Origin of the sequence: Marinobacter maritimus, from assembly GCF_007671675.1 — a bacterium.
In the GTDB taxonomy this organism is placed as follows: Bacteria; Pseudomonadota; Gammaproteobacteria; order Pseudomonadales; family Oleiphilaceae; genus Marinobacter; species Marinobacter maritimus.
This window is the reverse complement of sequence record NZ_VCGW01000002.1, coordinates 246,772-266,959: the sequence shown is the minus strand read 5'-3', so window position 1 is coordinate 266,959 and position 20,188 is coordinate 246,772. Positions and strand designations below refer to the sequence as shown.

Here is a 20,188-nt window from a genome sequence, read left to right as displayed (position 1 = left end):
TTTTTTGCAAATGCAGGATCCCGACCATGTCCGCCCGCGCGCTTCCGTACCGCCCTCACAACCACGATGCCTGTGTCAGCCAGGCTCTGGCCGACGCCAGGATCATCTGTCAGCAGCAGAGTGCCCGCCTGACGCCCACTCGAGAGCGGGTGCTGGAACTGGTATGGCAATCGCACAAGCCTCTTGGGGCCTACGATGTACTCGCAAAACTTACCGCTGAAGGCCATAACGCAGCCCCCCCAACGGTGTACAGAGCGCTGGATTTTCTGCAACAACACGGGCTGGTCCATCGAATAGCCTCGCTCAACGCATTTATCGGTTGCGCCCATGTGGGCGAACATCACACGGGTATGTTTCTTATCTGCCGTGCTTGCGGCAATGTTCTCGAGCTGACCGATACGTCGGTATCCGCAGCCATACGCAACGCGGCCGGTGCCGAAGCATTCCGGGCGGAAGCGGTTACGCTGGAAGTAGCGGGCCTCTGCCCCGCCTGCCAAACGGAACCAAGCCATGAGTGACACGCTGGTTGCCATCGAAAACCTTACCGTCCGGTTTGGTGACCGGCCGGTCGTCGACCGGGTAAACCTGTCACTGTATCGCGGCGATATCATCACCATTATCGGGCCCAACGGCGCCGGTAAAACCACGTTGATCAAAGCCATTCTGGGCATTCAAACCGTAACCAGTGGCCGCATCATCCGTACAAAAGGTCTGGTTGTCGGGTACGTGCCCCAACATTTGAGCCTGGAATCAACGCTGCCCCTGAGCGTCAGGCGTTTCATGCTGCTCAGTGGCCAGCCGCTGGCAGAGTGTGAATCTGCATTGGCGAGAACCGGTGTCAGCCATCTGCTCGACGCCTCAGTGCATCACCTTTCAGGGGGCGAGCAGCAACGACTGCTGCTGGCCAGGGCCCTGGCCCGAAAACCTGATCTTCTGGTACTCGATGAGCCGGCCCAAGGCGTTGATATTAATGGCCAGGCCGCGCTTTACGATTTGATTCGCCAGTTACGGGACGAGCTGAATTGTGGCGTCATCATGATTTCCCATGATCTGCATCTGGTCATGGCCGCAACTGACAAGGTTATCTGCCTGAACCAGCACGTATGCTGCAGCGGGTATCCCGCAGATATTTCCCATGACCCGGCTTTTGTCGAAACCTTCGGCCGGCCGGTGGCGGAGGCTCTCGCGGTATACCACCATCATCACAACCACAGCCATGACCTGCATGGCAACGTGGTCGACAGCGACCACTCCAGCCCGGCCATAAGCTTTGGCGACAGTCAAGAAGGTAGCCACAAAGGGTGTCAACATGACCATCATTGATGCCCTGCTGAACGATTTTTTCTGGCGCGCGCTTATTGGTGGCCTTGGAGTGGCGCTGATCGCCGGCCCTCTGGGCTGTTTCGTGGTGTGGCGGAGAATGGCCTATTTTGGCGATACCCTGGCTCACTCGGCGCTGTTGGGCATTGCTCTGAGCTTTTTGATCAGTGTTCCGCTGAATCTCGGGGTTATTATTACCAGTGTTATTCTGGCCATCGCCTTGATGCTGTTTTCCCGCAACAAAACGCTCGCCAGCGATACCCTGTTGGGCATTCTCGCGCACAGCGCTCTGGCCATCGGCCTGGTAACACTCAGCTTCATGCCGGGTGTTCGAATCGACCTGACTGGTTTGCTGTTCGGCGACTTGCTGGCCATGAATCGCAATGACCTGCTGTGGATCTACGGCGGTGCCGCTTTGATTCTGACGCTGTTAACCGCGCTTTGGCGCGGTTTGTTGATGAGCACCATTCACGAAGAACTGGCGCGAGTGGAAGGCGTACCGGTTGAGCGCTTGCGCCTGTTGCTTATGTTGATGTTCGCATTGGTGATCGCGGTCGCCATGAAGATGGTCGGCGTTCTGCTGATTACCGCACTGTTGATCATCCCGGCCGCCACGGCGCGCAGGCTCGCCAGCACTCCGGAACAGATGGCTGTCATGGCGGTCGTATTCGGGTTTATTGCCGTGGCAGGCGGCCTGAGCATGTCGTGGCACCTCGATACACCCGCCGGTCCCTCCGTCGTGGTAACGGCCTTTGTCACGTTTCTCGTTGTCTATGGCGGCGCTGGCCGGCTCTCAACAAGGCGCTCTGCTTAAGCGGACGTCTCCCCAGCCGTCATAAAGGCTGGAGAACGTCCAGCAGGCGGCCGGTTTCCAGCAGTTCAAGAAACTCGTCGCCCAGACGCTCACTCTCGGCAATGGCTTTTCGCCATGAGCGCTCCCGACCGCTATCGTTTCCTGCGTAAGTTTCAAAATCCTTGCGATCCGGCAGCTTGCCATCTGGCAGGCGCTCCAGATAGTCCGGGGAAGGCGCCACCAGCAACACATCCTGCAGGCGAGTTGCATCGCCGCGACGCCAGGGCAGAGTCTTGTCAAACCAGCCCGGCACGATGCGATCCGCGAAATGCGGGTAAAGAACGACGCCCGGTTGCTCATAAGGCAGGTCAAGATGGTAATCCAGAAGCCCGCCATCGCGGTATATACCCTCTGGAGCGCCGGGAATATTCCGGACACCGGACATCACCATGGGAATAGAGGCTGATGCCAGTAACGCAGGTAGCAGGTTATCGCGGCTCAGCGGCACCTCATGGCTGTGGAAATCAGCCAGTGGCGACAAGGGCGCTTTCAGCCTGGCATCGTGGAGAATGCCCCGCTCCATAAAACGCCCCAAGTGCCGCCGGCCTACCATATTGGCGCTGATGGCAGTCATCAGTCCGAAACTCAGGCGGGCTCTGGTATCCGGCTCCAGCATGCCAAGGCTGCGGACAACAACCACGTTCAGGCGGTACCACGGATGCTCAAGAATGTGACCCTCCCGGCCACCGATCAGTTCTTCAAGGAACAGAATACTTTGACGAGTAACCTCTGCAGCGCTGACACCTTTGGAGAAACGCTGGGAGGTGTAGAGTTCGGCCAATTTGGCAAGTTGAGCCCGGGGGTTATCCGAGGACGCAATAGCGGCAAATCGCCAGCTGCCAATGGACGAGCCAATAAGGGAGCGCTCCTGTTCAACACGGGGTAACCAGTCACCAAAAATGGCCTTGTCCAGGCCGCTAAGGCCAAGAGCCTTGGGGCCACCGGCTGCTCCGGGTATAACGTGCACATCATCCGGGGTCAGCGGTTTTTCCTGTAGCCGCTGCAGGGTTCTGCGGCCTGCACGGATGGTGAGCGCCGGGGCGCGAGTATGAATGGCGGTCATATCAGTTTTCCCGTCAGCATGTCTGCAAGAATGGAAATCAGCAAAGCGAAGGTCCGAATTTTAACCAACCAGGTACCAGGGGCCAACTGAACAAAACTAATGGCGCCAATAAACAAATACTCGTGCATCGCCGGGCAAATACCCGTGCTAAACTTAAACTCAGGATCGGCAGTGGCTCTAACCAGACAGCGGGAGTATGCAGTGAATACGTTCCCCTTAACCGATTCCAGGTCTACCAATCCGACGATTGCCGTGCTTGGCTTCAAGCGTCAGCTGGTCTATCACCTGCATTTCTGGGCCTTCATCGCTGTGGCGCCGCTGGTAGTCGTGCAATGGCAAAACCATCATTTCCTACTCTCCAGCCTGCTGATTCTTTTCTGCGTGAATGCCATTCTGGTGATTGGTCTGTTGCGGTTCCGCAGCACCTACTTCCTCAAGGGCCGCCTGTTCCCTCTGCTGGCTGTGGTTTGTGCCGCCTACTCAACGGCCATCAACGGACACGCGGGTTTATATTGGGCTTACCCTGCCGCCTCAGCCCTGTTTTTCCTGTTACCTCTGCGTGAGGCTATTGCCAGTAATGTCGTGTTTGTCAGCGTTATGGCTGTGGTTTCTTTCATAAAGTTTCCCGAGGCTGATTTCTGGCGCATTACCTTTTCGCTCGGCCTTACTTGCCTGTTCTCGATGATTTTTTCCTGGCTGGTCGGCAAACTCCAGACTGAACTTACCCGGCTTGCAACTACCGATCCGCTCACCGGCTGCCTGAACCGGTCACAGCTGGCCGATGTTCTGAACAGCCAGATTCAGATGCGGGAACGCTATGATCGGGTATCCAGTCTGATCCTGCTGGACCTGGATTACTTCAAAATGATCAATGATCAGTGGGGGCATCTCGCGGGCGACAAGGTTCTTAAAGAGATGGCTCTGCGGCTGCGCAATCGGCTCAGAGAAAACGACCAGCTTTTCCGTATCGGCGGAGAGGAGTTCATGATCGTGCTGCCCGAGACCACTCAGCAAGAAGGCAACCTTCTGGCTCACCAGCTCCTGACCAGCATTAGTGCCCGGCCGTTTCTCGAAGATATCAGGATAACTGCCAGCGCCAGTATTGCCGAGGTAAGCAAAGGCGAAACCTGGTCCGTTTGGCTGAACCGCGCTGATCAGGCGTTGTACGACGCAAAATCCCGGGGGCGTAATCAGGTGGTCGGTGCGGCGCGCCAACTTGCGACAGACAGCAGCAATCCGGACGAATTTCCCACGCCCATTGTCAGCTAGATTTCGGGTTGGTGTCGCACCGGCGTTTGCGAAAATCCCTGTAAGCGCAGAACACCTCCCAGGGACTTTCAAAATGCGGGTAGTGCCCGACATTCCGCAACTGCACCACATCGGCCTCAGGAATCATTTCCTGATAACGCAGGGCCATCGCAGCTCCCGATACCGGATCTGCCGAGCCTGAAATCAGTCGCATTGGCTGCCTGGCATTTTGCAACGCGGACACCCAACGATGACGATGACACCGGCGATCTTCCATAAACTGGATCAGGTGGTGCAGAATTCCGCGGCCGTTGTTGTAGGTGAGCAAGTGCCAGAAATCGTCCATATCCCGCTGGCCCGGGAGATTTTTGCTGCCAAACAATTTCAGAAAGCTGCGCTCGAAGCTGCGCCGCGTCAGAGCCCGACCGAGCAAACCGCCAAATGGGCTGCGTAACAATCTCTGGATCAGCAGCGGGTTGTGCACTTCCGGAAACAACGCGCCGTTCAGGAAACAGACGCTGGCAATCTGAAAGGGCAACACCCCTTCCTGTTCCCGGGCCAGAAGCTCCTGGGTGACACTGCATCCATAGTCGTGAGCAAATAAATGCACCGACGCCAAGCCGAGGCCTTCCAGTAGTCCCTGCACCAGATCTGCCTGGTCTTCAATGCTGTACGCATGCTCCCGGGGCTTGTCAGAAAAGCCGAAGCCCAGAAAATCCAGAGCCAGCACGTTGTTGTTCTGAATCAGCATGGGCCAGATCCGGTTCCAGTCCCAGCTTGCAGTTGGGAATCCGTGCATCAATACCAGCGGTTCTCCTCCGCCCGCCATGCGGCTGAATATCGCGTGACCCTCGTAGGTGAACCATTTGCCGCCCTGTTGCCACTCTTCCAGCCCAAGCGCTCCAGCGCCCGCTGCCGTTCCCTCCCTGATACCCGGTATCTGCTGTTCCACACACTGTCCCCGATAGATCCTTCATAGCCTGCGACTTTAGAATAAACCCGACCCTCCCGCCAGAGGCAGGCAATTGTGTTTGATAAACTGCGAACGAGTGCTGGTCTTTTCTGAGCGCGTCATCGTAAACCGTAGAGATGCCAAACAAATTCGCTTAAGCTTTGGCGCTCGTACCATAAAGAGAATCGGAAACCACTATGACCAAACTCCTTGACGACCTCGCGGGCAACTACCGCGCCATCATCAACGGGCTGGGTGAAGACACCAACCGCGAAGGTCTGCAAGACACTCCGATGCGTGCCGCCAAAGCCATGCAGTTCCTGACCCGAGGCTACCAGCAGGATCTTGGCGATCTCGTGAACAATGCCGTATTCGAATCGGCGATGGACGAGATGGTTGTGGTTCAGGATATCGAGCTCTACAGCATGTGCGAGCATCACATGCTGCCGTTTATTGGCAAGTGCCACATTGCCTACCTGCCTCAGGGTCGCGTTCTCGGCCTGTCGAAGTTTGCACGCATTGTGGACATGTATGCCCGCCGCCTGCAGATCCAGGAAAACCTGACACGTCAGATTGCCGAAGCCGTAGAGAGTGTTACCGATGCCAAAGGCGTTGCGGTGGTTATCGAAGCACAGCATATGTGCATGATGATGCGCGGAGTGGAGAAGCAGAACTCGAAAATGAAAACCTCCATGATGCTCGGGCAGTTCCGTAAATCCCAGGCAACGCGGTCAGAATTTCTTAATCTGATCAGCAATCATCGTTGATCACAGCGGTTCGGATGGAGGCGATATGACAGAGGTTTCCTGCAACCACAAGGCAAAAGTCCAGATCAAGAATTTGCTGTTGCGAGCGTACATAGGCATCAAGGAAGAAGAGATTAACAATCTGCAGGACGTTATCATCAACGTTCGCCTGACCTACGATGCCACAGAAGCGATCGACCGGAACGAGATTACGGCAGCGCTCAACTATCGCACCATTACCAAGCAGATAATAGGCCACGTGGATAGCAATCGCTTTGCGCTTCTTGAGCGCCTGACCCACGAGGTGCTGAATATCGTTATGGAGCACGGAGCCGTGCAGTGGGCGCAAGTGGAAATCGACAAGCCACACGCGCTACGCTATGCGGAGTCGGTGTCTGTCTGCCTTGAGGCGCACCGGTAGTTCAATACCGATCGTTCAATAGCGTAAATTCAATACAGGTGGTTCGTTACGATGCCAAGCAATCAACCCGACCAGATGCGCGCTATTCTTGAAAGCGTCCGCACCATTGCTCTTGTAGGCGCTAGCGAGAAAACGCACCGCCCCTCTCATGAAGTCATGGAGTTCATGCAGGGGCATGGGTACCGGGTTATTCCGGTCAACCCTCGCCTTGCCGGCCAGAAGATTCTGGGCGAGACCGTTTACGCCGATATTGCTTCTCTGCCGGAACCTGTCGATATGGTTGAGCTGTTCCTGGCTCCGGAACGCACGGACGCGGTGATTGATCAGGCTATCGAGCAGAAGGTTCCCGTGATCTGGATGCAGATCGGCGTTATCAATGAGGCGGGCGCGGCCCGGGCCGAGGCCGAAGGGTTGACAGTTGTGATGGATAAGTGCCCCAAGCAGGAGATTCCGCGCCAGGGTATTCCGGCAGTCGGCTCCAGAGCCTGATCCATCGGGCATCAAGATAGGCGTTCCGGAAAGAATGATTTATGATCGGTCTGCAGCCGCTAAACTGATGAATTGATCTTCTGGTAAACGGAGCGCTTCTTGGAACACCCCCCCTATAAATTTGGGCTCTTGGTCAAGCGACTGCTGCATCCCGCCGTTCCTGTCGTAATCTTCCTTGTTTTTCTTGCCATGGCAGCGGGGCTCCGGTACGGCCTGATCCACCAGTACACAGGCCAAATACAGGCCAACCTTGAAAACGAAGCCCGAAGTATGGCCAGCACCCTGGAATGGGAGTTTATGGTTCATACCAATGCTATTGAGCGGATAGCTAGCCGTCTGGCAATAGATCCGAAAACGCCGGAGAGCGAATGGCGCGAGGATGCGCTCAATCACCTGGAAGACTTCCGCATCTATCAGGCCATCGAGTGGATAGACCGTGATTTTATCATTCGCTGGCTGGTACCGGCTGCCGGCAATGAGAACGTGCTTGGCTTCAACGCTGCGTTTGATCAAAAGCGTCTCATGGCTCTGGAGGCGGCCAGGCAATCCGGAAATTATGACGTTTCAGGAGTGATAGAGCTGCGCCAGGGCGGCAAAGGCGTTGTCATTTATGCGCCGGTCGACACCGGGCCAGATAATAATGGCTTCGTGGCGGGAGTGGTAAGGGTGGAAACTCTGGTACGCCAACTGTTGGCAAGCCGCGAGTCGGCCATGTTCCGGATAAAGATTCACAGCCAAGGGGCCCCGGTTTATACGCTGGGTGATTTTGAAAGCACCGGAGACCCCATCTCTTACACCGTGCCGGTGAAGCTTCCTACCCAGGAGTGGCAACTGACTCTTGAGCCATCACCGGCATGGGTAGACAAACAGCGTAGCCCCTGGCCTCGCTGGACCTTCGTTACCCTACTCGTTATGGGCCTGCTAACCAGCCTCACGACCCTATTGCTCCAGCTCATGCTGAAGCGCAATCAGGATCTACTGACAACCCGGCGTGAACTGGACGAGGAAATTGCACAGCGCAAAACCATTCAGAAAGACCTGGTGCGACTGGAGTCCACCGATGTGCTCACCGGGCTGGCTAACCGGCGTTTCTTCATGGAGGATCTGGCCCATACGCTGAATATTGCGGATCGCCAAATGCGGCAGGTGGCGCTGGTGATGCTGGACCTCGACCGTTTCCAAATGCTGAATGACTCGCTTGGACACCAGTTTGGTGATGAACTTCTGGTTAAGGTGGCCGATCGACTGAATCAGTTAAGTAATGAATGTATCACGGTGGCCTACTCTGGTGGCGATGAATTCATGATCTGCCAACAGCATGTTGAAGATATTGATGATGTCATTCACCTGCTAGGGCTGATCAAGCAGTGTTTCGAGTCGCCTTTTGTTGTCCAGGATGAAGCCCATAGCATTACCTCGACTCTCGGCGTTGCCGTATACCCGCATAGCGGCCTCGACGCCGATATCCTCTTGCGCAACGCTGACATCGCACTGTATCGCGCCAAAGAACAGGGTCGTAATACCTACCAGTTCTATACCGAAGGGATGCAGGAGCGGGAAGTGATGCGCCTGGAGCTGGAAAAAGACCTCAGCCAGGCCCTTGCCAATAACGAATTTGTGCTCTATTACCAGCCACAGTTGAACCTGAAGAGTGGCGAAATCAACAGTGTCGAAGCGCTTATCCGGTGGCAGCATCCTCGCCGGGGCCTTCTGCCACCGGCTGCGTTTATTCCGCTGGCAGAAGAAAGCGGGCGGATTGCGGATATCGGGCGCTGGGTAGTGATGGCTGCCTGCCGGCAGTTAGCGGCCTGGAAGGGAACCCGCTTCGAGAGCTTCACCGTAGCGGTAAACCTATGTGGACGCGAGCTGGACGACGAAAATCTGGTCGAACGTATACGCGATGCTCTGGAAGCCAAGGATATTCCGGCGAATCGGCTTGAAGTTGAGCTGACTGAGGAAATCTTTATTCAAAACATTGAGCACAACCTGGATCAGCTAACGCGACTGCACGAGCTTGGCGTGCACCTGGCGATTGACGATTTCGGCGTCGGTTATTCTTCCCTGGCCTACCTGAGAGATTTCCCGGTAGACATCCTGAAGATCGACCGCTCATTCATCACCGAAATCACGGAACGCCATGATGATGCCGTGATCACCCGGGCAGTGATTAATCTCGCTCACAACCTTGGTTTGCGAGTGGTTGCCGAGGGCGTAGAAACTCAACCCCAACTGGATTTGCTCAAGAGCCAAGGTTGTGATGTGGTTCAAGGCTATCTGATCAGCCGCCCTGTTCCTGTAGCAAAGCTGGAAAAAGCGTTGGACAGCGGCGCTCTCGAAAAGCTTGCAACGGCCGGTACAGATTTGTAATCGCCGTCCGCCACCCCCAACATAACGATGGTAGCAATTAAATTTTCAGGTGAGATTTTATGGCCACGGGTTATCTGACGCCGGAACAGGACAGCAAGCTTCGCCGCTGGGAGCGCTGGAACCGGAACTATTTTATATTTGCGTTTGTGGCTCTCGTTGTTGTTCTGGTGTTCAGCAGCCAGCTCGGGCTTTCCAGCGGTGACGGCTGGGGCCCTCTCGGCTTTTTGATTATTGCGCTGATTACGCCAATCATTATTCTGCAGCTGCGTCTGGCCTGCCCGGCTTGCGGTCAAAAGATTGGCTGGCAGGCCAAGTTGATGGCACCTGACCAGTGCAAAAGTTGCGGCACCTTCCTCCGGGCGAAAAGCCCTTCTTCCTGAAAACCTTTGACCTGTGAGCAGGTCATAGGTTTTATTGTAATGTCAGCTTAAAACCCTGGGCGATCCAACTTGGGCTGTACCCGCTTTGGTATGGGTGGCCCTTCCGAAAACCGCTGCGAATACGTCCATGTACGCTTGCTCTCCGCCTTCCCTGGCTCCGAGCATTTTCGGAAGGGCCACCCATACCAAAGCTCGTTTAAATTTGGCGGGCACTGCTGATTATGAAAGTTAAAGAACTTGCTACCTCTGCGGGTGTGAACCCGGACACTGTGCGTTTTTACACACGTGAGGGATTGCTTAAACCGTCTCGGAACCCCGATAACAACTACCAGCATTACGACGCTGAGGATCTTCGGCGGCTGCGTTTTGCCCGCAAGGCCCGTCAGTTGGGGTTTTCATTGATCGAGGTTCGTCAAATTCTGGATCAGGCAGATGACCATCACTCGCCCTGTCCTTTGGTTCGGGATGTATTCCAGCAACGGCTGGCAGAGGTGGAGCGAGAGATTAACGAGTTACAGCAGTTGCATAAGCGGATGAAGACGGCACTGGCTGCCTGGCAGGATATGCCCGACGGTACGCCGGATGGTCATACTATTTGCCGTTTGATTGAACATTGGGATGACAACACTCCCGTAAAGCAGGTTGAGGAGTAGATCTTTATGAGTGAAGCCCCTGTGCTACACGCCACTCTCAGTATTTCCGGCGCCACCTGTCAGGGATGCGCGAAAAAAATCCGTAACGCTCTGGAACCATTGACCGGTGATGCTGACCTGATAGAGGTTAATCTGGAAGATCAGACAGTAGCCTTGCCGGAGGATGTTGATGCCACGGAAGCAGCCCGGATCGTGACGGAAACGGGTTACCCGGCGGAACCGATGGCTGAAACTGGGAAGTCCGGCAGTTGCTGCTCTTCCAAATCCGCAAAGGCAGACGCCAACGCTGCCGTAAAGCGTGATAAAGAGACGGATGAGAGGGTTGCTGAAGATACGAGTGAGCAGCGTCATTCTTCAGAAAATACACCTGGAGAATCAGCAACCCCATCTCACGAAGACGATCAGGTTCATCTTGCGGTAACCGGCGCTACCTGCGCTTCCTGCGTGAATACCATTGAGAAGGCACTGCAGTCGGTGCCGGGCGTGACTCACGCCCATATGAATCTTGCGGACAATACGGCTACGGCCACCGGAGTGTCCGACCCGCAAGCTCTGATCAAGGCGATAGAAAGCTCCGGTTACGGCGCCAGTGTAATTGAAGATGCAGACGCCGCAGACGATCAGAAGCAGGAAGAGGACAAAAAGCGGTACAAGACCCTGCTGGTAAAGATGGCTATCAGTCTCGGCTTGGGCGTTGGCCTGATGGTTTGGGGCATGGGTTTTGGCTCCATGACAATAACCGAGTCGAACCAGAGTATCTGGTTTGGTTTGGGCCTGCTGACACTGGCGGTTATGGCCGGCACGGGTGGCCATTTTTTCACCGGCGCCTGGAAGGCGCTCCGGCACCATAACGCCAATATGGATACCCTGATTGCCCTGGGTACAGGTACTGCCTGGCTGTATTCCATCACGGTAGTAAGCATTCCCGAAGCTTTGCCGGAGATGGCGCGGCATGTGTATTTTGAAGCTTCGGCCATGATCATCGGCTTGATAAATCTGGGGCAGGCGCTGGAACTCAGGGCCAAGGGCAAGACCTCCGAAGCGGTTCGCCGATTGCTGGATTTACGGGCAAAAACCGCACGGGTTATCCGTGACGGGCAGGAGCAGGATATTCCGGTAGAAGATGTGCGCAAGGGCGATCACATTCGGGTTCGCCCCGGTGAGAATCTGCCCGTGGACGGGCGAGTTGTTGAAGGCAGCACCCGTATCGACGAAAGCATGCTCACCGGCGAACCCATGCCTGTGAGTAAGGGTGTGGATGACGAAGTTTCCGCCGGTACGCTAAACACCCACGGTGCCATTGTGTACGAAGCAACCCGGGTGGGCAGTGAAACCGCCTTGGCCCAGATTATCCATCTGGTGAAGAAGGCCCAGGGCTCAAAACCCGCCATCGGGCGGCTGGCAGACAAAATATCGTCGGTGTTTGTGCCCAGCGTGATGCTAATTGCCGTGGCCGCAGCACTGGTCTGGTACAACGTGGGTCCTGAGCCAGCCGTTGTGCATATGATCATCGCAGCCACCACGGTTCTTATCATCGCCTGCCCTTGCGCCCTGGGCCTGGCCACACCCATGTCAGTTATGGTGGGTGTCGGCAAGGCGGCGGAATACGGCGCACTGATTCGCCAAGGGGATGCCCTGCAAACCGCGGGCAAACTGGACTTGGTGATTCTCGACAAAACCGGCACCATCACCGAAGGGCACCCGGCGGTGACCAGCGTGCATGCGATAAATGGCGATGAGCAACAGTTGCTCGCACTGGCCGCAGGTTTGGAGCAGCATTCCGAGCATCCGCTTGCGGAAGCTATCGTTAATAAAGCCAAAGAACAAAGCGCACAGCCCCTGAGCGTTACGAACTTCGAAGCGTTGAATGGCAAAGGCGTGACAGGTCAGTTTGAGGGCGAACCGGTTCGCCTCGGCAACCGCCGTTGGCTGGAAGCCGAGGGCATTTCGCTTGGAGGCATGATCGATGCTGAAAAAACCATCACCGAGCAGGCTGGCACGCCACTGTTTCTTGCCCGCGGCACCGAGTTGCTGGGGGTTATGGGCGTTGCCGATGCCATCAAAGCGGATTCGGAGGCCGCCATCCGGCGCATGCACGATGCCGGCATCCGGGTAATGATGGTCACCGGAGATATCGACGCCACCGCCAAAGCCATTGCCGCGAAGACCGGCATCGACGATTACCGCGCGGAAGTATTGCCGGAAGACAAAGCCGACGTGGTGAACGAGATGCGCGGTAAAGGCTACACCGTCGCCATGGTGGGTGATGGCATTAACGACGCACCCGCACTGGCGGCAGCCGACGTTGGCTTCGCCATAGGCACAGGTACAGACGTGGCCATTGAAAGCGCCGCCATTACCCTGATGCGAGGTTCCCTGCACGGAGTACCGGATGCCATCGAAATTTCCCGGGCTACCGTGAAAAACATTCACCAGAACCTCTTCGGTGCCTTCGCGTACAACAGCCTGGGCATCCCCATAGCGGCAGGGCTTCTGTATCCAATTTGGGGCATATTGATGAGCCCGATTCTTGCTGGTGCTGCCATGTCGCTGTCCTCGGTTACCGTTGTTACCAACGCCAACCGGTTGCGGCTGTTTAAAACCAGTCACAAGCCGGTGCAAGCGCAAAACCAAAGCCAACAATCGAAGGAGGAGCGGAACTGATGGAAACAATACTGGTCAATGCCGGTGGAATTGCGCTGATGGCCGCCATCGTCTGGTGGTTCTGGCTTTCGTCAGCGGATAGCGACGCCCCTGCACAAGATCACAGCCATCACTGAACACGACATTAAAGAGAGAAAAACCATGAAAAAACAGATTCTCGGAATGGCCCTGGTCGGCGCCCTCGGTTTCAGCACTCCACTTTTGGCAGCGGGCGCCGCTCAAAGCATTCACGTTTATAAATCACCCACGTGCGGGTGCTGCACAGACTGGGTCGACCACCTGGAAAGCAACGGCTTTGAAGTGGAAGTCACCGAGACCCACGACATGAACCGCGTCAAAATGGAGGCCGGGCTCAGTCCCAACCTGGCGAGCTGCCATACCGCCTTTGTGGGTGACTACGTGATCGAAGGCCACGTACCTGCTGACGACATTCACCGGCTGATCGCCAACGCCCCCAAAGCCAGAGGCCTTGCCGTGCCTGGCATGCCCGCCGGCTCACCCGGTATGGAAATGGGCGACCGCAAAGACCACTACCAGGTACTGATGTTTAACGACAACGGCCAGACCAAAGTGTTTGCCGAGCACAACTAGCCAACGAGAATGGCCAGGCCAAAGTGATCCCAGCCTGAAGCGCAGATCCGTACCGGAGCGATAGAAGCACCGGTACGGATCTGTAACAGATTCTCATGCTTTTCTGACATTCTTCTCTACACACCCGCCAGCCTGTGTTCTATGATTGCCTCCGACCCCCGGAAAACGGAGACGGAAATTTTTGAGCCTTAAAACCCGGTTTCTCAGCATTGCCGCCGCCCTGATCGTCATCGCTGCAAGTGCTTCATGGTTAGCTTACCAAAAGCTGTCTGAAGACCTCATCGAACGCTGGGGACGCCAGGTTGCCGAGATACAGGTGCGTTATGACAGCGCCCGCCTCCTGCAATCTCTGGAGCGCGAGATCGGCCTTGCTCGCCAGATGGCGGACTCCAGCGCTTTGCTCAGCTGGGCTGCCGATCCTAGCGATCAGGTCCTCGAAAACACTGCCATTCGCGAGATGGAAAGCTTTCGCGCCAACTTTCGCGACAATAGCTATTTTGTAGCCCTGAAAGAAAATGGTCGCTACTACTTCAATAACGAAAAAGATGAGTTTGGCGGTCAGCAATTCCGTTACGTTCTGAACCCGGAAGAACCCAATGATGCCTGGTTCTACCAACTGATAGACGAAGGCCGTGATTTTCATCTGAACGTGAATCCCGATGCGGAACTGGGCGTTACCAAGCTCTGGATCGATGTGCTTATGCGCGACTCTGAAGAACAGATCGTGGGCATGGTCGGCACGGGTATGAATCTCGATGCTTTTCTGCAGGATATCGTTGATATTAACCAGGAAGGCATCACCACACTGTTTGTCGATTACAACGGTGCGATTCAGCTATATCGGGACCGTAACTACATTGATTTTGCAAGCGTTATCAAACCCGAAGGCCAGAAGAATACCGTCGACCTGCTGTTTGACGACACTGAAGACAAACAGAAAATTCTCGGCATGCTGCAATTGCTGAAAAAAAACGCGGGCAATACAGGCTATGTTGAAAGCAGCTTTGTCACCGTAGAAGGCCGAAAGCAGCTGGCCGGAGTCGCTTTTTTGCCGGCAATCGGCTGGTTTGAAATTACCCTTCTTGATCTGAACACGTTGCTACCCCAAAGCTATCTCTGGCCTCTGGTGGCTGTTTTTATCACCAGCCTTCTGGTCACGCTGATCGTCTTTCATCTCATTATCCAGTCGCGCATTGTTAAACCCATTGTTGGTCTGGAGGAAGCTGTCGAAAAGGTTCGCAACGGCAACTTTACCCTGCCCCGACTGGACAAACCGGATAACGAGATTGGCAGGCTCGTCGACCACTTTGAGAAAATGACGGCCAGCTTGCGTGACACTACCCGGGACCTCGAAAACAAGGTTATTCAACGTACCGACGACCTGCACCGACTGGCACGCATTGATCCGCTCACGAATCTGAAAAACCGCAGGGGGCTGGACGAGGCTCTGGATGAGGAAATTCAGCGGGCAGAACGATCGGGCAACGGTTTTGGCGTGATCTGGCTGGACATTGATCACTTCAAATCAATCAATGATCAACTTGGCCATCAGGCCGGCGACGAAATCCTCTGCCGTGTCGCTCTTTGGCTGAAAGCCGGCGTTCGCCCCTATGATCAACCAGGGCGCTGGGGCGGTGATGAATTTGTAATTCTGCTTGCCCCCTGCGACCCGATAACGCTGGAGCATGTCGCCCGGCGTATTCGCGAGACCGTTGAGCAGGAAAGCCGAAAAACCGGCACGCCTGTCACCGTAAGCGTTGGTGGCTATTTCTCGAAGCCTGGTGACAACATCGATACGGTGCTGCGAAATGCAGACAACGCGCTTTACCGTGCCAAGAACGAAGGCCGCAACCGTATTTGCATCAATCCCCCGGAAAATACGGAAATTAACCCCGCGTAACGGGTCTGACTCGTCTCGTCATAAACGTTATACTCCGCCCCATCATTCATTTTTTCAGCCAGGTTAACCCATGCTCAACGCCGACGCTCTCAACCAGTTGCGCCAGCTAAAGTCTGATATTGAGGAAAGCAAAATCGTTTCTCCGGGGACGGTTAAAGCCACCAATGGCCGCTTCGGATTCGTCGCTCTGGATGAAGGGCGGGATGTGTTCCTGCCTCCCGAGGAAATGCAAAAAGTGCTTCCCGGTGATCGGGTTAATGTCACCGAGCAGGAGGTGGACAAGGGCAAAACCCAAGGTGTGGTGGACGAGCTCATTGAGAGCCGGCTGACCACCTTTGTCGGGCGCTATCTGGTGAAGGGCAAAGGGCATTTTGTGGTGCCGGAGACGCCCGGCATCAACCGCTGGATATTTATTCCCCCGAAAGAGCGCATGAACGCGCAGCCAGATGACTACCTTTATTGCTGCATACACAAGCACCCGATCCACGACGGCAAAGGCCAGGCGAAAGTACTCCGGGTCATTGGCAAGGCCGGCGAGGCGGGTATTGAGCGCGCTCTTACCCTGGCCACCTTCGATCTGGCAGACGCCTGGCCCGATACCGTCGTACAGCAGTCGGAAAGCCTCGACGAGGCTGCCATAGAAGCCCTTGCAGCCGATCGGGAAGATCGTACCGACCGCGCCTATGTCACTATCGATAGCCCTGCCACTCAGGACATGGACGATGCTTTGCTGGCTGAGCCCAATGCCACGGGCTGGGCACTGTCCATTGCCATTGCTGACCCCTCCGCGGTCATTGGCCCGGAAAGTGCGGCCGAGCTGGAAGCTTTCAACCGGGCAACCGCCATCTATTTCCCTGGCGACCCTCTACCCATGTTACCGGACACCATCAGCACCCGGCTGTGCTCACTGATGCCCGATGTGAAGCGTCTGGCTCTGGTCTGTGACTTGCAGGTCAACAACGATGGGACTCTGGGCGATTACAGCTTCCATCAGGCGGTTATCAGCTCCCGCGCCAAGCTCAGCTATGACCTGGTATCAAATCTGATTGAAGGGCGGGAAGACGAAGACATCAAAGCCCTGCCTGACGCCGTTGCCAACAGCCTGGATCAGCTTCATCAGGCTGCAACCGCGCTGCGTAAATGGCGCAATGAACACGCTCTGCTGAGCGGCGATCGGCCCGAATTCCGGCTTCGGCTCGACGAAAACCGGCGTATTCGCAGCATTGAACCTTCGGTACAGAACGAAGCGCATCGCCTGGTGGAAGAATGCATGGTAGCTGCCAACCGTTGTGCTGCGGACTTCCTGGCCAAACAGCCATCAGGTCTGTTTATCCAGCACACAGGGCTTCGGGACGACCGCGCAGACAACATACGCGCCCTGATCGAAGGCTATGCGCCGCATCTTGCGGACATTGATGCCACCAAGCCGGAAGGCTTCAAGGCGCTGATGAAGCAAACGACAGACCTGGACGCGGAATTACCGGTGAAAGCTATACTCTCACGCCAGCTGGCCCGGGCTGAACTGGCGTTTACCGCAGCCCCGCACCAGGGCATGGGGCTGAACGGCTACACGACATTTACATCACCCTTGCGCAAATATTCTGACCTGTATGTTCATCGCGTGATCAAAGCTGCGCTCTGGGACACTCCGATGAAGGCGTTAAGCAGCGACCAGCTGTCGGCACTTCAGAGCACTCAGTTCAAAGCGCGCCAAGCGGCCAATAGTCTGGAAACCTGGCTCAAGAGCGACTTTGCAAAAACTCTGGGCGAGGAGCCGATGGACGGCGTGATCAGCCGGACGATTCCTGCCGGCTTTTTTGTACGCCTGGAGGCGAACGGGCTGGAAGGGTTTGTCAGTTGTAAGGATCTGAACGGCAAATACAGCTTTGATCCGGTCACTCTTCGCCTGATTCACAACAAGAATGGGCGCATCTTCCAGGTGGAACAGGCGGTGAAAGTCCGTTTCTCCGGGGTTGAAGAAGAGCGCCGGCAGATTAACTTCAAGCTGGTGGATGCCGAGGAAATTCCTGTAGCTACCAGGTCCTGAGCCGGTTGAAAAACCATAGGAGCAGGCGCATCGTACCAGTAGAAGTAATCTGATCCTTCAAGGAGGTGCGCCATGCCCATCAGCCCGGACGAGTTTTTGAAAAAACACGGTTTTGACAAGGAAGAAGAAAGCCCTGATCACAGCCTTCGCCACAACGCGAGAGAGCACGCAAAACACCTGCGCCGGCCACATGCCGGCACACCTCACGATTGGGAAGACTGGGAAAGATACAAACAAGAACACCCCGATGAAGTCGAGCCAGACGAAAAGGAGAACGACGACAGGGAAGGCTGACGTCGCTCCAGACTGGCAGGGTGTTAGCGAGATCTAAGAGCGGAGCATTTCTTCCAGGCGGGCATCCTTGGCCTGCCACTGCTCTGCCAGCCAGTTCTTCACGTTGCGCCGGTGTTCGCCATCGGTTGAGTAGTCCCGCCCTTTCAGGTGCTCCGGGATAGTAACCGTCTGAATCTCCATTTTCACTTCCGGCACCCGCCCACAAATAAAGTCCCAGAACGAAGGCGCGCCGCCGGGATAGGCAATGGTTACGTCAACAAGCGTCTGTATCGAATCACCCATGGTGTCCAGAACAAAGGCCGCGCCACCGGCTTTTGGTGTCAGCAGATGGGTATAGCGTGATTTCTGCTTGTCGTGTTTGGCCTGGGTAAAACGCGTGCCTTCCACAAAGTTCATCACGCTCACCGGGGTGTAGCGAAACTTTTCGCAGGCGCGGCGGGTGGCTTTCAGGTCTTCTCCGCGTTTTTCCGGATGCTTGATCAGATACTCCCGGGTGTAGCGCTTCATAAACGGGAAATCCAGCCCCCACCAGGCAAGCCCGATGACCGGCACCCAGATAAGCTGTTGCTTCAAAAAGAACTTCAGGAAAGGCGCACGGCGGTTGAACACTCGCTGCATTGCAAAAATGTCCACCCAGCTCTGGTGATTGCTGAGTACCAGATACCAGCTTTCACGACGCAGGTTTTCTGCGCCGGTAACCTGCCATTGCGTACCGTGGGTCAGTTTCATCCAGCCGGTATTGCAGGCTACCCAGGATTCCGAAATCCAGATAATGACGCGTGTGCAGAGAACCCGGAAACCTTTGTGGGGGATAATAAGTTTTAGCAGCGCTGGTATATAGAGCAACAGGCACCAGAACAGCGTGTTGATCGCCAGCAAAATGGAGTTGAGTACGCCGATAACGGAAGCAGGTAGAAAGCTGAGCATGCAATTCCTGTTGTGATTGTTTGGCCAGTGATGGGCAATCATACCAATCACCAAGGGCTATTGGCAGTGGTCGATTGTGACCGCATCGCCAACCCGGGCGCAACGCCATCGTTCTGGGATCACCTGTCGATAGCGATGGGGCTGGCCGTTCCGGGGTAATTGAATCAGCGGCTGGCTGAGCGTTCGGATTGATGTAACGCCCGGTTCCGGGAACGGCGGTTCTGGATTACACTGCCATCCATGAACCTTATTGATACATTCAATCTTGATATCCGCGCGCTCCTCACCTTCGTCGCCGTGCTCGACGAAGGCAGCGTCTCCCGTGCGGCAGTCAAGCTTGGAGTCAGCCAGTCGGCCGTGAGCCATACGCTGGATCGCCTGCGCAGCGCTCTGGGTGACCCGCTGTTCGTCAAATCCGGACGTGGCATTACGCCCACGCGATATGCAGTGCAGGCGGGCCCCCACGTTCGGCAGATTCTCGACGACCTGCACTCGCTGGCATCCGGCCCGCCCTTCACGCCGGAAACCACAGAATTCACCTTCACCGTTGCGGCAAATGACTACGAGCGGGACCTGCTCCTGCCTCCGCTGATGCAGCGCCTGCGACAACAGGCTCCAGGCATCGTGCTGCAGGTGATTGCCTCCGGGATTCCCAGCGCGGACATGCTGCGCAAGGATATTTGTGACCTGATCATTTCACCCCACGCGCCGGAAGCCACCGACATCATGCAGAGAGGCCTGATGGCCGATCGCATGGTAGTTTTCTACGACCCAAGCCAGCGCGAAGCGCCAGAGACCGTGACCGATTACCTGCAGGCCGATCATATCGCCCTGGTCTTCGGCAGCGGCGAAAAGCCAGCCATCGAAGCCGGGCTGACTGCCCGTGGACTGACCCGTCGCAACGTGATTACCGTTTCCAACTTCTCCGGCCTGCCAGAGTTTCTTCGGGACAGCGACATGCTGGCTACCGCCCCTGAGCTCATGAGCAAACACTTACTCCGGGACTTCGCCTGGGTGCCTTTACCCTTCAGCTACAAACCCTTTACCTTGCTGATGGTCTGGCACCGTCGCAACCAGAACGACCCAGCTCACCGCTGGTTACGAAACCAGGTGAACGCCGTCGCCGCTACCATGAATGGCCTTAACGACTAACCTATCAATTTTGTTCATATATCCTATGAGCAGCGCCCCTGTTATTTTTTATTGAGGTACCCCCTAGAATCCAAGCCAAAGTTGACCGCGAGCGACGGGGTGAGGTTTCCAAAACTGTGCG

Annotated in this window: 20 protein-coding genes; 17 read left to right on the top strand and 3 right to left on the bottom strand. The window is 55.8% G+C overall.

Annotated elements, in window-relative coordinates; all coding sequences use genetic code 11:
* Positions 1-26 precede the first annotated feature (26 nt).
* The 3 genes from FFI90_RS08345 to znuB are packed head-to-tail and all read left to right on the top strand — an operon-like array spanning position 27 to position 2,134.
* On the top strand, positions 27-518 hold the full coding sequence (locus FFI90_RS08345; RefSeq protein ID WP_144777536.1) for a Fur family transcriptional regulator: 492 nt from the start codon (positions 27-29) through the stop codon (positions 516-518).
* The gene (znuC, locus tag FFI90_RS08340) at positions 511-1,323 is read left to right on the top strand and encodes a zinc ABC transporter ATP-binding protein ZnuC (RefSeq protein ID WP_144777534.1); all 813 of its coding nucleotides are present in this window, start codon (positions 511-513) and stop codon (positions 1,321-1,323) included. Before FFI90_RS08345 ends, znuC begins: the two co-directional genes overlap by 8 nt.
* Positions 1,310-2,134, top strand: a complete 825-nt coding sequence (znuB, locus tag FFI90_RS08335; RefSeq protein WP_144777532.1) for a zinc ABC transporter permease subunit ZnuB — start codon at positions 1,310-1,312, stop codon at positions 2,132-2,134. The genes znuC and znuB overlap by 14 nt, the downstream gene beginning before the upstream one ends.
* Before the next feature lie 19 nt (positions 2,135-2,153).
* On the opposite strand, the gene FFI90_RS08330 is transcribed toward znuB, so the two are convergent.
* Complete coding sequence (locus FFI90_RS08330; protein ID WP_144777530.1) at positions 2,154-3,236, bottom strand: patatin-like phospholipase family protein; 1,083 nt, start codon at positions 3,234-3,236, stop codon at positions 2,154-2,156.
* Positions 3,237-3,437: 201 nt separating this feature from the next.
* Here FFI90_RS08330 and FFI90_RS08325 point away from each other — a divergent pair, with 201 nt between their 5' ends.
* On the top strand, positions 3,438-4,505 hold the full coding sequence (locus tag FFI90_RS08325) for a GGDEF domain-containing protein (protein ID WP_425463099.1): 1,068 nt from the start codon (positions 3,438-3,440) through the stop codon (positions 4,503-4,505).
* Here the strand turns inward: FFI90_RS08325 and FFI90_RS08320 are convergent.
* Complete coding sequence (locus FFI90_RS08320; RefSeq protein ID WP_144777526.1) at positions 4,498-5,436, bottom strand: alpha/beta fold hydrolase; 939 nt, start codon at positions 5,434-5,436, stop codon at positions 4,498-4,500. The genes FFI90_RS08325 and FFI90_RS08320 overlap by 8 nt on opposite strands.
* A 197-nt stretch (positions 5,437-5,633) precedes the next feature.
* Here FFI90_RS08320 and folE point away from each other — a divergent pair, with 197 nt between their 5' ends.
* From folE to FFI90_RS08265, 11 genes are all read left to right on the top strand, one after another.
* Positions 5,634-6,203, top strand: coding sequence for a GTP cyclohydrolase I FolE (folE, locus tag FFI90_RS08315; protein WP_144777524.1), 570 nt, complete (start codon positions 5,634-5,636; stop codon positions 6,201-6,203).
* A 25-nt stretch (positions 6,204-6,228) separates the two neighbouring features.
* On the top strand, positions 6,229-6,603 hold the full coding sequence (gene folX / locus FFI90_RS08310; RefSeq protein ID WP_144777522.1) for a dihydroneopterin triphosphate 2'-epimerase: 375 nt from the start codon (positions 6,229-6,231) through the stop codon (positions 6,601-6,603).
* A 51-nt stretch (positions 6,604-6,654) separates the two neighbouring features.
* Positions 6,655-7,092 carry a CoA-binding protein gene (locus tag FFI90_RS08305; protein WP_144777520.1) on the top strand — a complete coding sequence of 146 codons (438 nt, stop codon included), beginning with the start codon at positions 6,655-6,657 and terminating at the stop codon, positions 7,090-7,092.
* Positions 7,093-7,191: 99 nt separating this feature from the next.
* Complete coding sequence (locus FFI90_RS08300) at positions 7,192-9,459, top strand: putative bifunctional diguanylate cyclase/phosphodiesterase (RefSeq protein ID WP_425463092.1); 2,268 nt, start codon at positions 7,192-7,194, stop codon at positions 9,457-9,459.
* Between the two features lie 59 nt (positions 9,460-9,518).
* Positions 9,519-9,839 (top strand): hypothetical protein, encoded by a 321-nt coding sequence (locus tag FFI90_RS08295; RefSeq protein ID WP_144777518.1) that lies wholly within the window; start codon positions 9,519-9,521, stop codon positions 9,837-9,839.
* Between the two features lie 221 nt (positions 9,840-10,060).
* Positions 10,061-10,492 carry a MerR family transcriptional regulator gene (locus tag FFI90_RS08290; RefSeq protein WP_144777516.1) on the top strand — a complete coding sequence of 144 codons (432 nt, stop codon included), beginning with the start codon at positions 10,061-10,063 and terminating at the stop codon, positions 10,490-10,492.
* Between the two features lie 6 nt (positions 10,493-10,498).
* Positions 10,499-13,156: a heavy metal translocating P-type ATPase gene (locus tag FFI90_RS08285; protein ID WP_144777515.1), complete on the top strand. Its 2,658-nt coding sequence runs from the start codon at positions 10,499-10,501 to the stop codon at positions 13,154-13,156.
* 141 nt (positions 13,157-13,297) lie between these two features.
* Positions 13,298-13,747 (top strand): DUF411 domain-containing protein, encoded by a 450-nt coding sequence (locus tag FFI90_RS08280; RefSeq protein WP_144777513.1) that lies wholly within the window; start codon positions 13,298-13,300, stop codon positions 13,745-13,747.
* A 181-nt stretch (positions 13,748-13,928) separates the two neighbouring features.
* A complete protein-coding gene (locus FFI90_RS08275) occupies positions 13,929-15,647 on the top strand; it encodes a diguanylate cyclase domain-containing protein (protein ID WP_144777511.1) in 1,719 nt (572 codons plus the stop codon).
* A 70-nt stretch (positions 15,648-15,717) separates the two neighbouring features.
* On the top strand, positions 15,718-17,694 hold the full coding sequence (locus FFI90_RS08270; protein ID WP_144777509.1) for a ribonuclease R family protein: 1,977 nt from the start codon (positions 15,718-15,720) through the stop codon (positions 17,692-17,694).
* Between the two features lie 72 nt (positions 17,695-17,766).
* Complete coding sequence (locus tag FFI90_RS08265) at positions 17,767-17,988, top strand: hypothetical protein (protein WP_144777507.1); 222 nt, start codon at positions 17,767-17,769, stop codon at positions 17,986-17,988.
* Between the two features lie 33 nt (positions 17,989-18,021).
* On the opposite strand, the gene FFI90_RS08260 is transcribed toward FFI90_RS08265, so the two are convergent.
* Positions 18,022-18,915: an acyltransferase gene (locus tag FFI90_RS08260; protein WP_144777506.1), complete on the bottom strand. Its 894-nt coding sequence runs from the start codon at positions 18,913-18,915 to the stop codon at positions 18,022-18,024.
* Positions 18,916-18,927: 12 nt separating this feature from the next.
* On the opposite strand from FFI90_RS08260, the gene FFI90_RS20105 reads away from it, so the two are divergent.
* Both FFI90_RS20105 and FFI90_RS08255 read left to right on the top strand, forming a co-directional pair.
* Complete coding sequence (locus FFI90_RS20105) at positions 18,928-19,074, top strand: hypothetical protein (protein WP_186317944.1); 147 nt, start codon at positions 18,928-18,930, stop codon at positions 19,072-19,074.
* Between the two features lie 81 nt (positions 19,075-19,155).
* Positions 19,156-20,067: a LysR family transcriptional regulator gene (locus FFI90_RS08255; RefSeq protein WP_144777504.1), complete on the top strand. Its 912-nt coding sequence runs from the start codon at positions 19,156-19,158 to the stop codon at positions 20,065-20,067.
* Positions 20,068-20,188 lie beyond the last annotated feature (121 nt).

What these genes read in the sequence shown, in the direction of transcription:
- FFI90_RS08265 (WP_144777507.1), top strand. Translation starts at nt 17,767, where the DNA reads ATGCCCATCAGCCCGGACGAGTTTTTGAAAAAACACGGTTTTGACAAG.
- FFI90_RS08280 (WP_144777513.1), top strand. Translation starts at nt 13,298, where the DNA reads ATGAAAAAACAGATTCTCGGAATGGCCCTGGTCGGCGCCCTCGGTTTC.
- FFI90_RS08255 (WP_144777504.1), top strand. Translation starts at nt 19,156, where the DNA reads ATGAACCTTATTGATACATTCAATCTTGATATCCGCGCGCTCCTCACC.
- FFI90_RS08295 (WP_144777518.1), top strand. Translation starts at nt 9,519, where the DNA reads ATGGCCACGGGTTATCTGACGCCGGAACAGGACAGCAAGCTTCGCCGC.
- znuB (WP_144777532.1), top strand. Translation starts at nt 1,310, where the DNA reads ATGACCATCATTGATGCCCTGCTGAACGATTTTTTCTGGCGCGCGCTT.
- FFI90_RS08290 (WP_144777516.1), top strand. Translation starts at nt 10,061, where the DNA reads ATGAAAGTTAAAGAACTTGCTACCTCTGCGGGTGTGAACCCGGACACT.
- znuC (WP_144777534.1), top strand. Translation starts at nt 511, where the DNA reads ATGAGTGACACGCTGGTTGCCATCGAAAACCTTACCGTCCGGTTTGGT.
- FFI90_RS08345 (WP_144777536.1), top strand. Translation starts at nt 27, where the DNA reads ATGTCCGCCCGCGCGCTTCCGTACCGCCCTCACAACCACGATGCCTGT.
- FFI90_RS08285 (WP_144777515.1), top strand. Translation starts at nt 10,499, where the DNA reads ATGAGTGAAGCCCCTGTGCTACACGCCACTCTCAGTATTTCCGGCGCC.
- FFI90_RS08260 (WP_144777506.1), bottom strand. Translation starts at nt 18,915, where the DNA reads ATGCTCAGCTTTCTACCTGCTTCCGTTATCGGCGTACTCAACTCCATT.
- folE (WP_144777524.1), top strand. Translation starts at nt 5,634, where the DNA reads ATGACCAAACTCCTTGACGACCTCGCGGGCAACTACCGCGCCATCATC.
- FFI90_RS08330 (WP_144777530.1), bottom strand. Translation starts at nt 3,236, where the DNA reads ATGACCGCCATTCATACTCGCGCCCCGGCGCTCACCATCCGTGCAGGC.
- folX (WP_144777522.1), top strand. Translation starts at nt 6,229, where the DNA reads ATGACAGAGGTTTCCTGCAACCACAAGGCAAAAGTCCAGATCAAGAAT.
- FFI90_RS08270 (WP_144777509.1), top strand. Translation starts at nt 15,718, where the DNA reads ATGCTCAACGCCGACGCTCTCAACCAGTTGCGCCAGCTAAAGTCTGAT.
- FFI90_RS08305 (WP_144777520.1), top strand. Translation starts at nt 6,655, where the DNA reads ATGCCAAGCAATCAACCCGACCAGATGCGCGCTATTCTTGAAAGCGTC.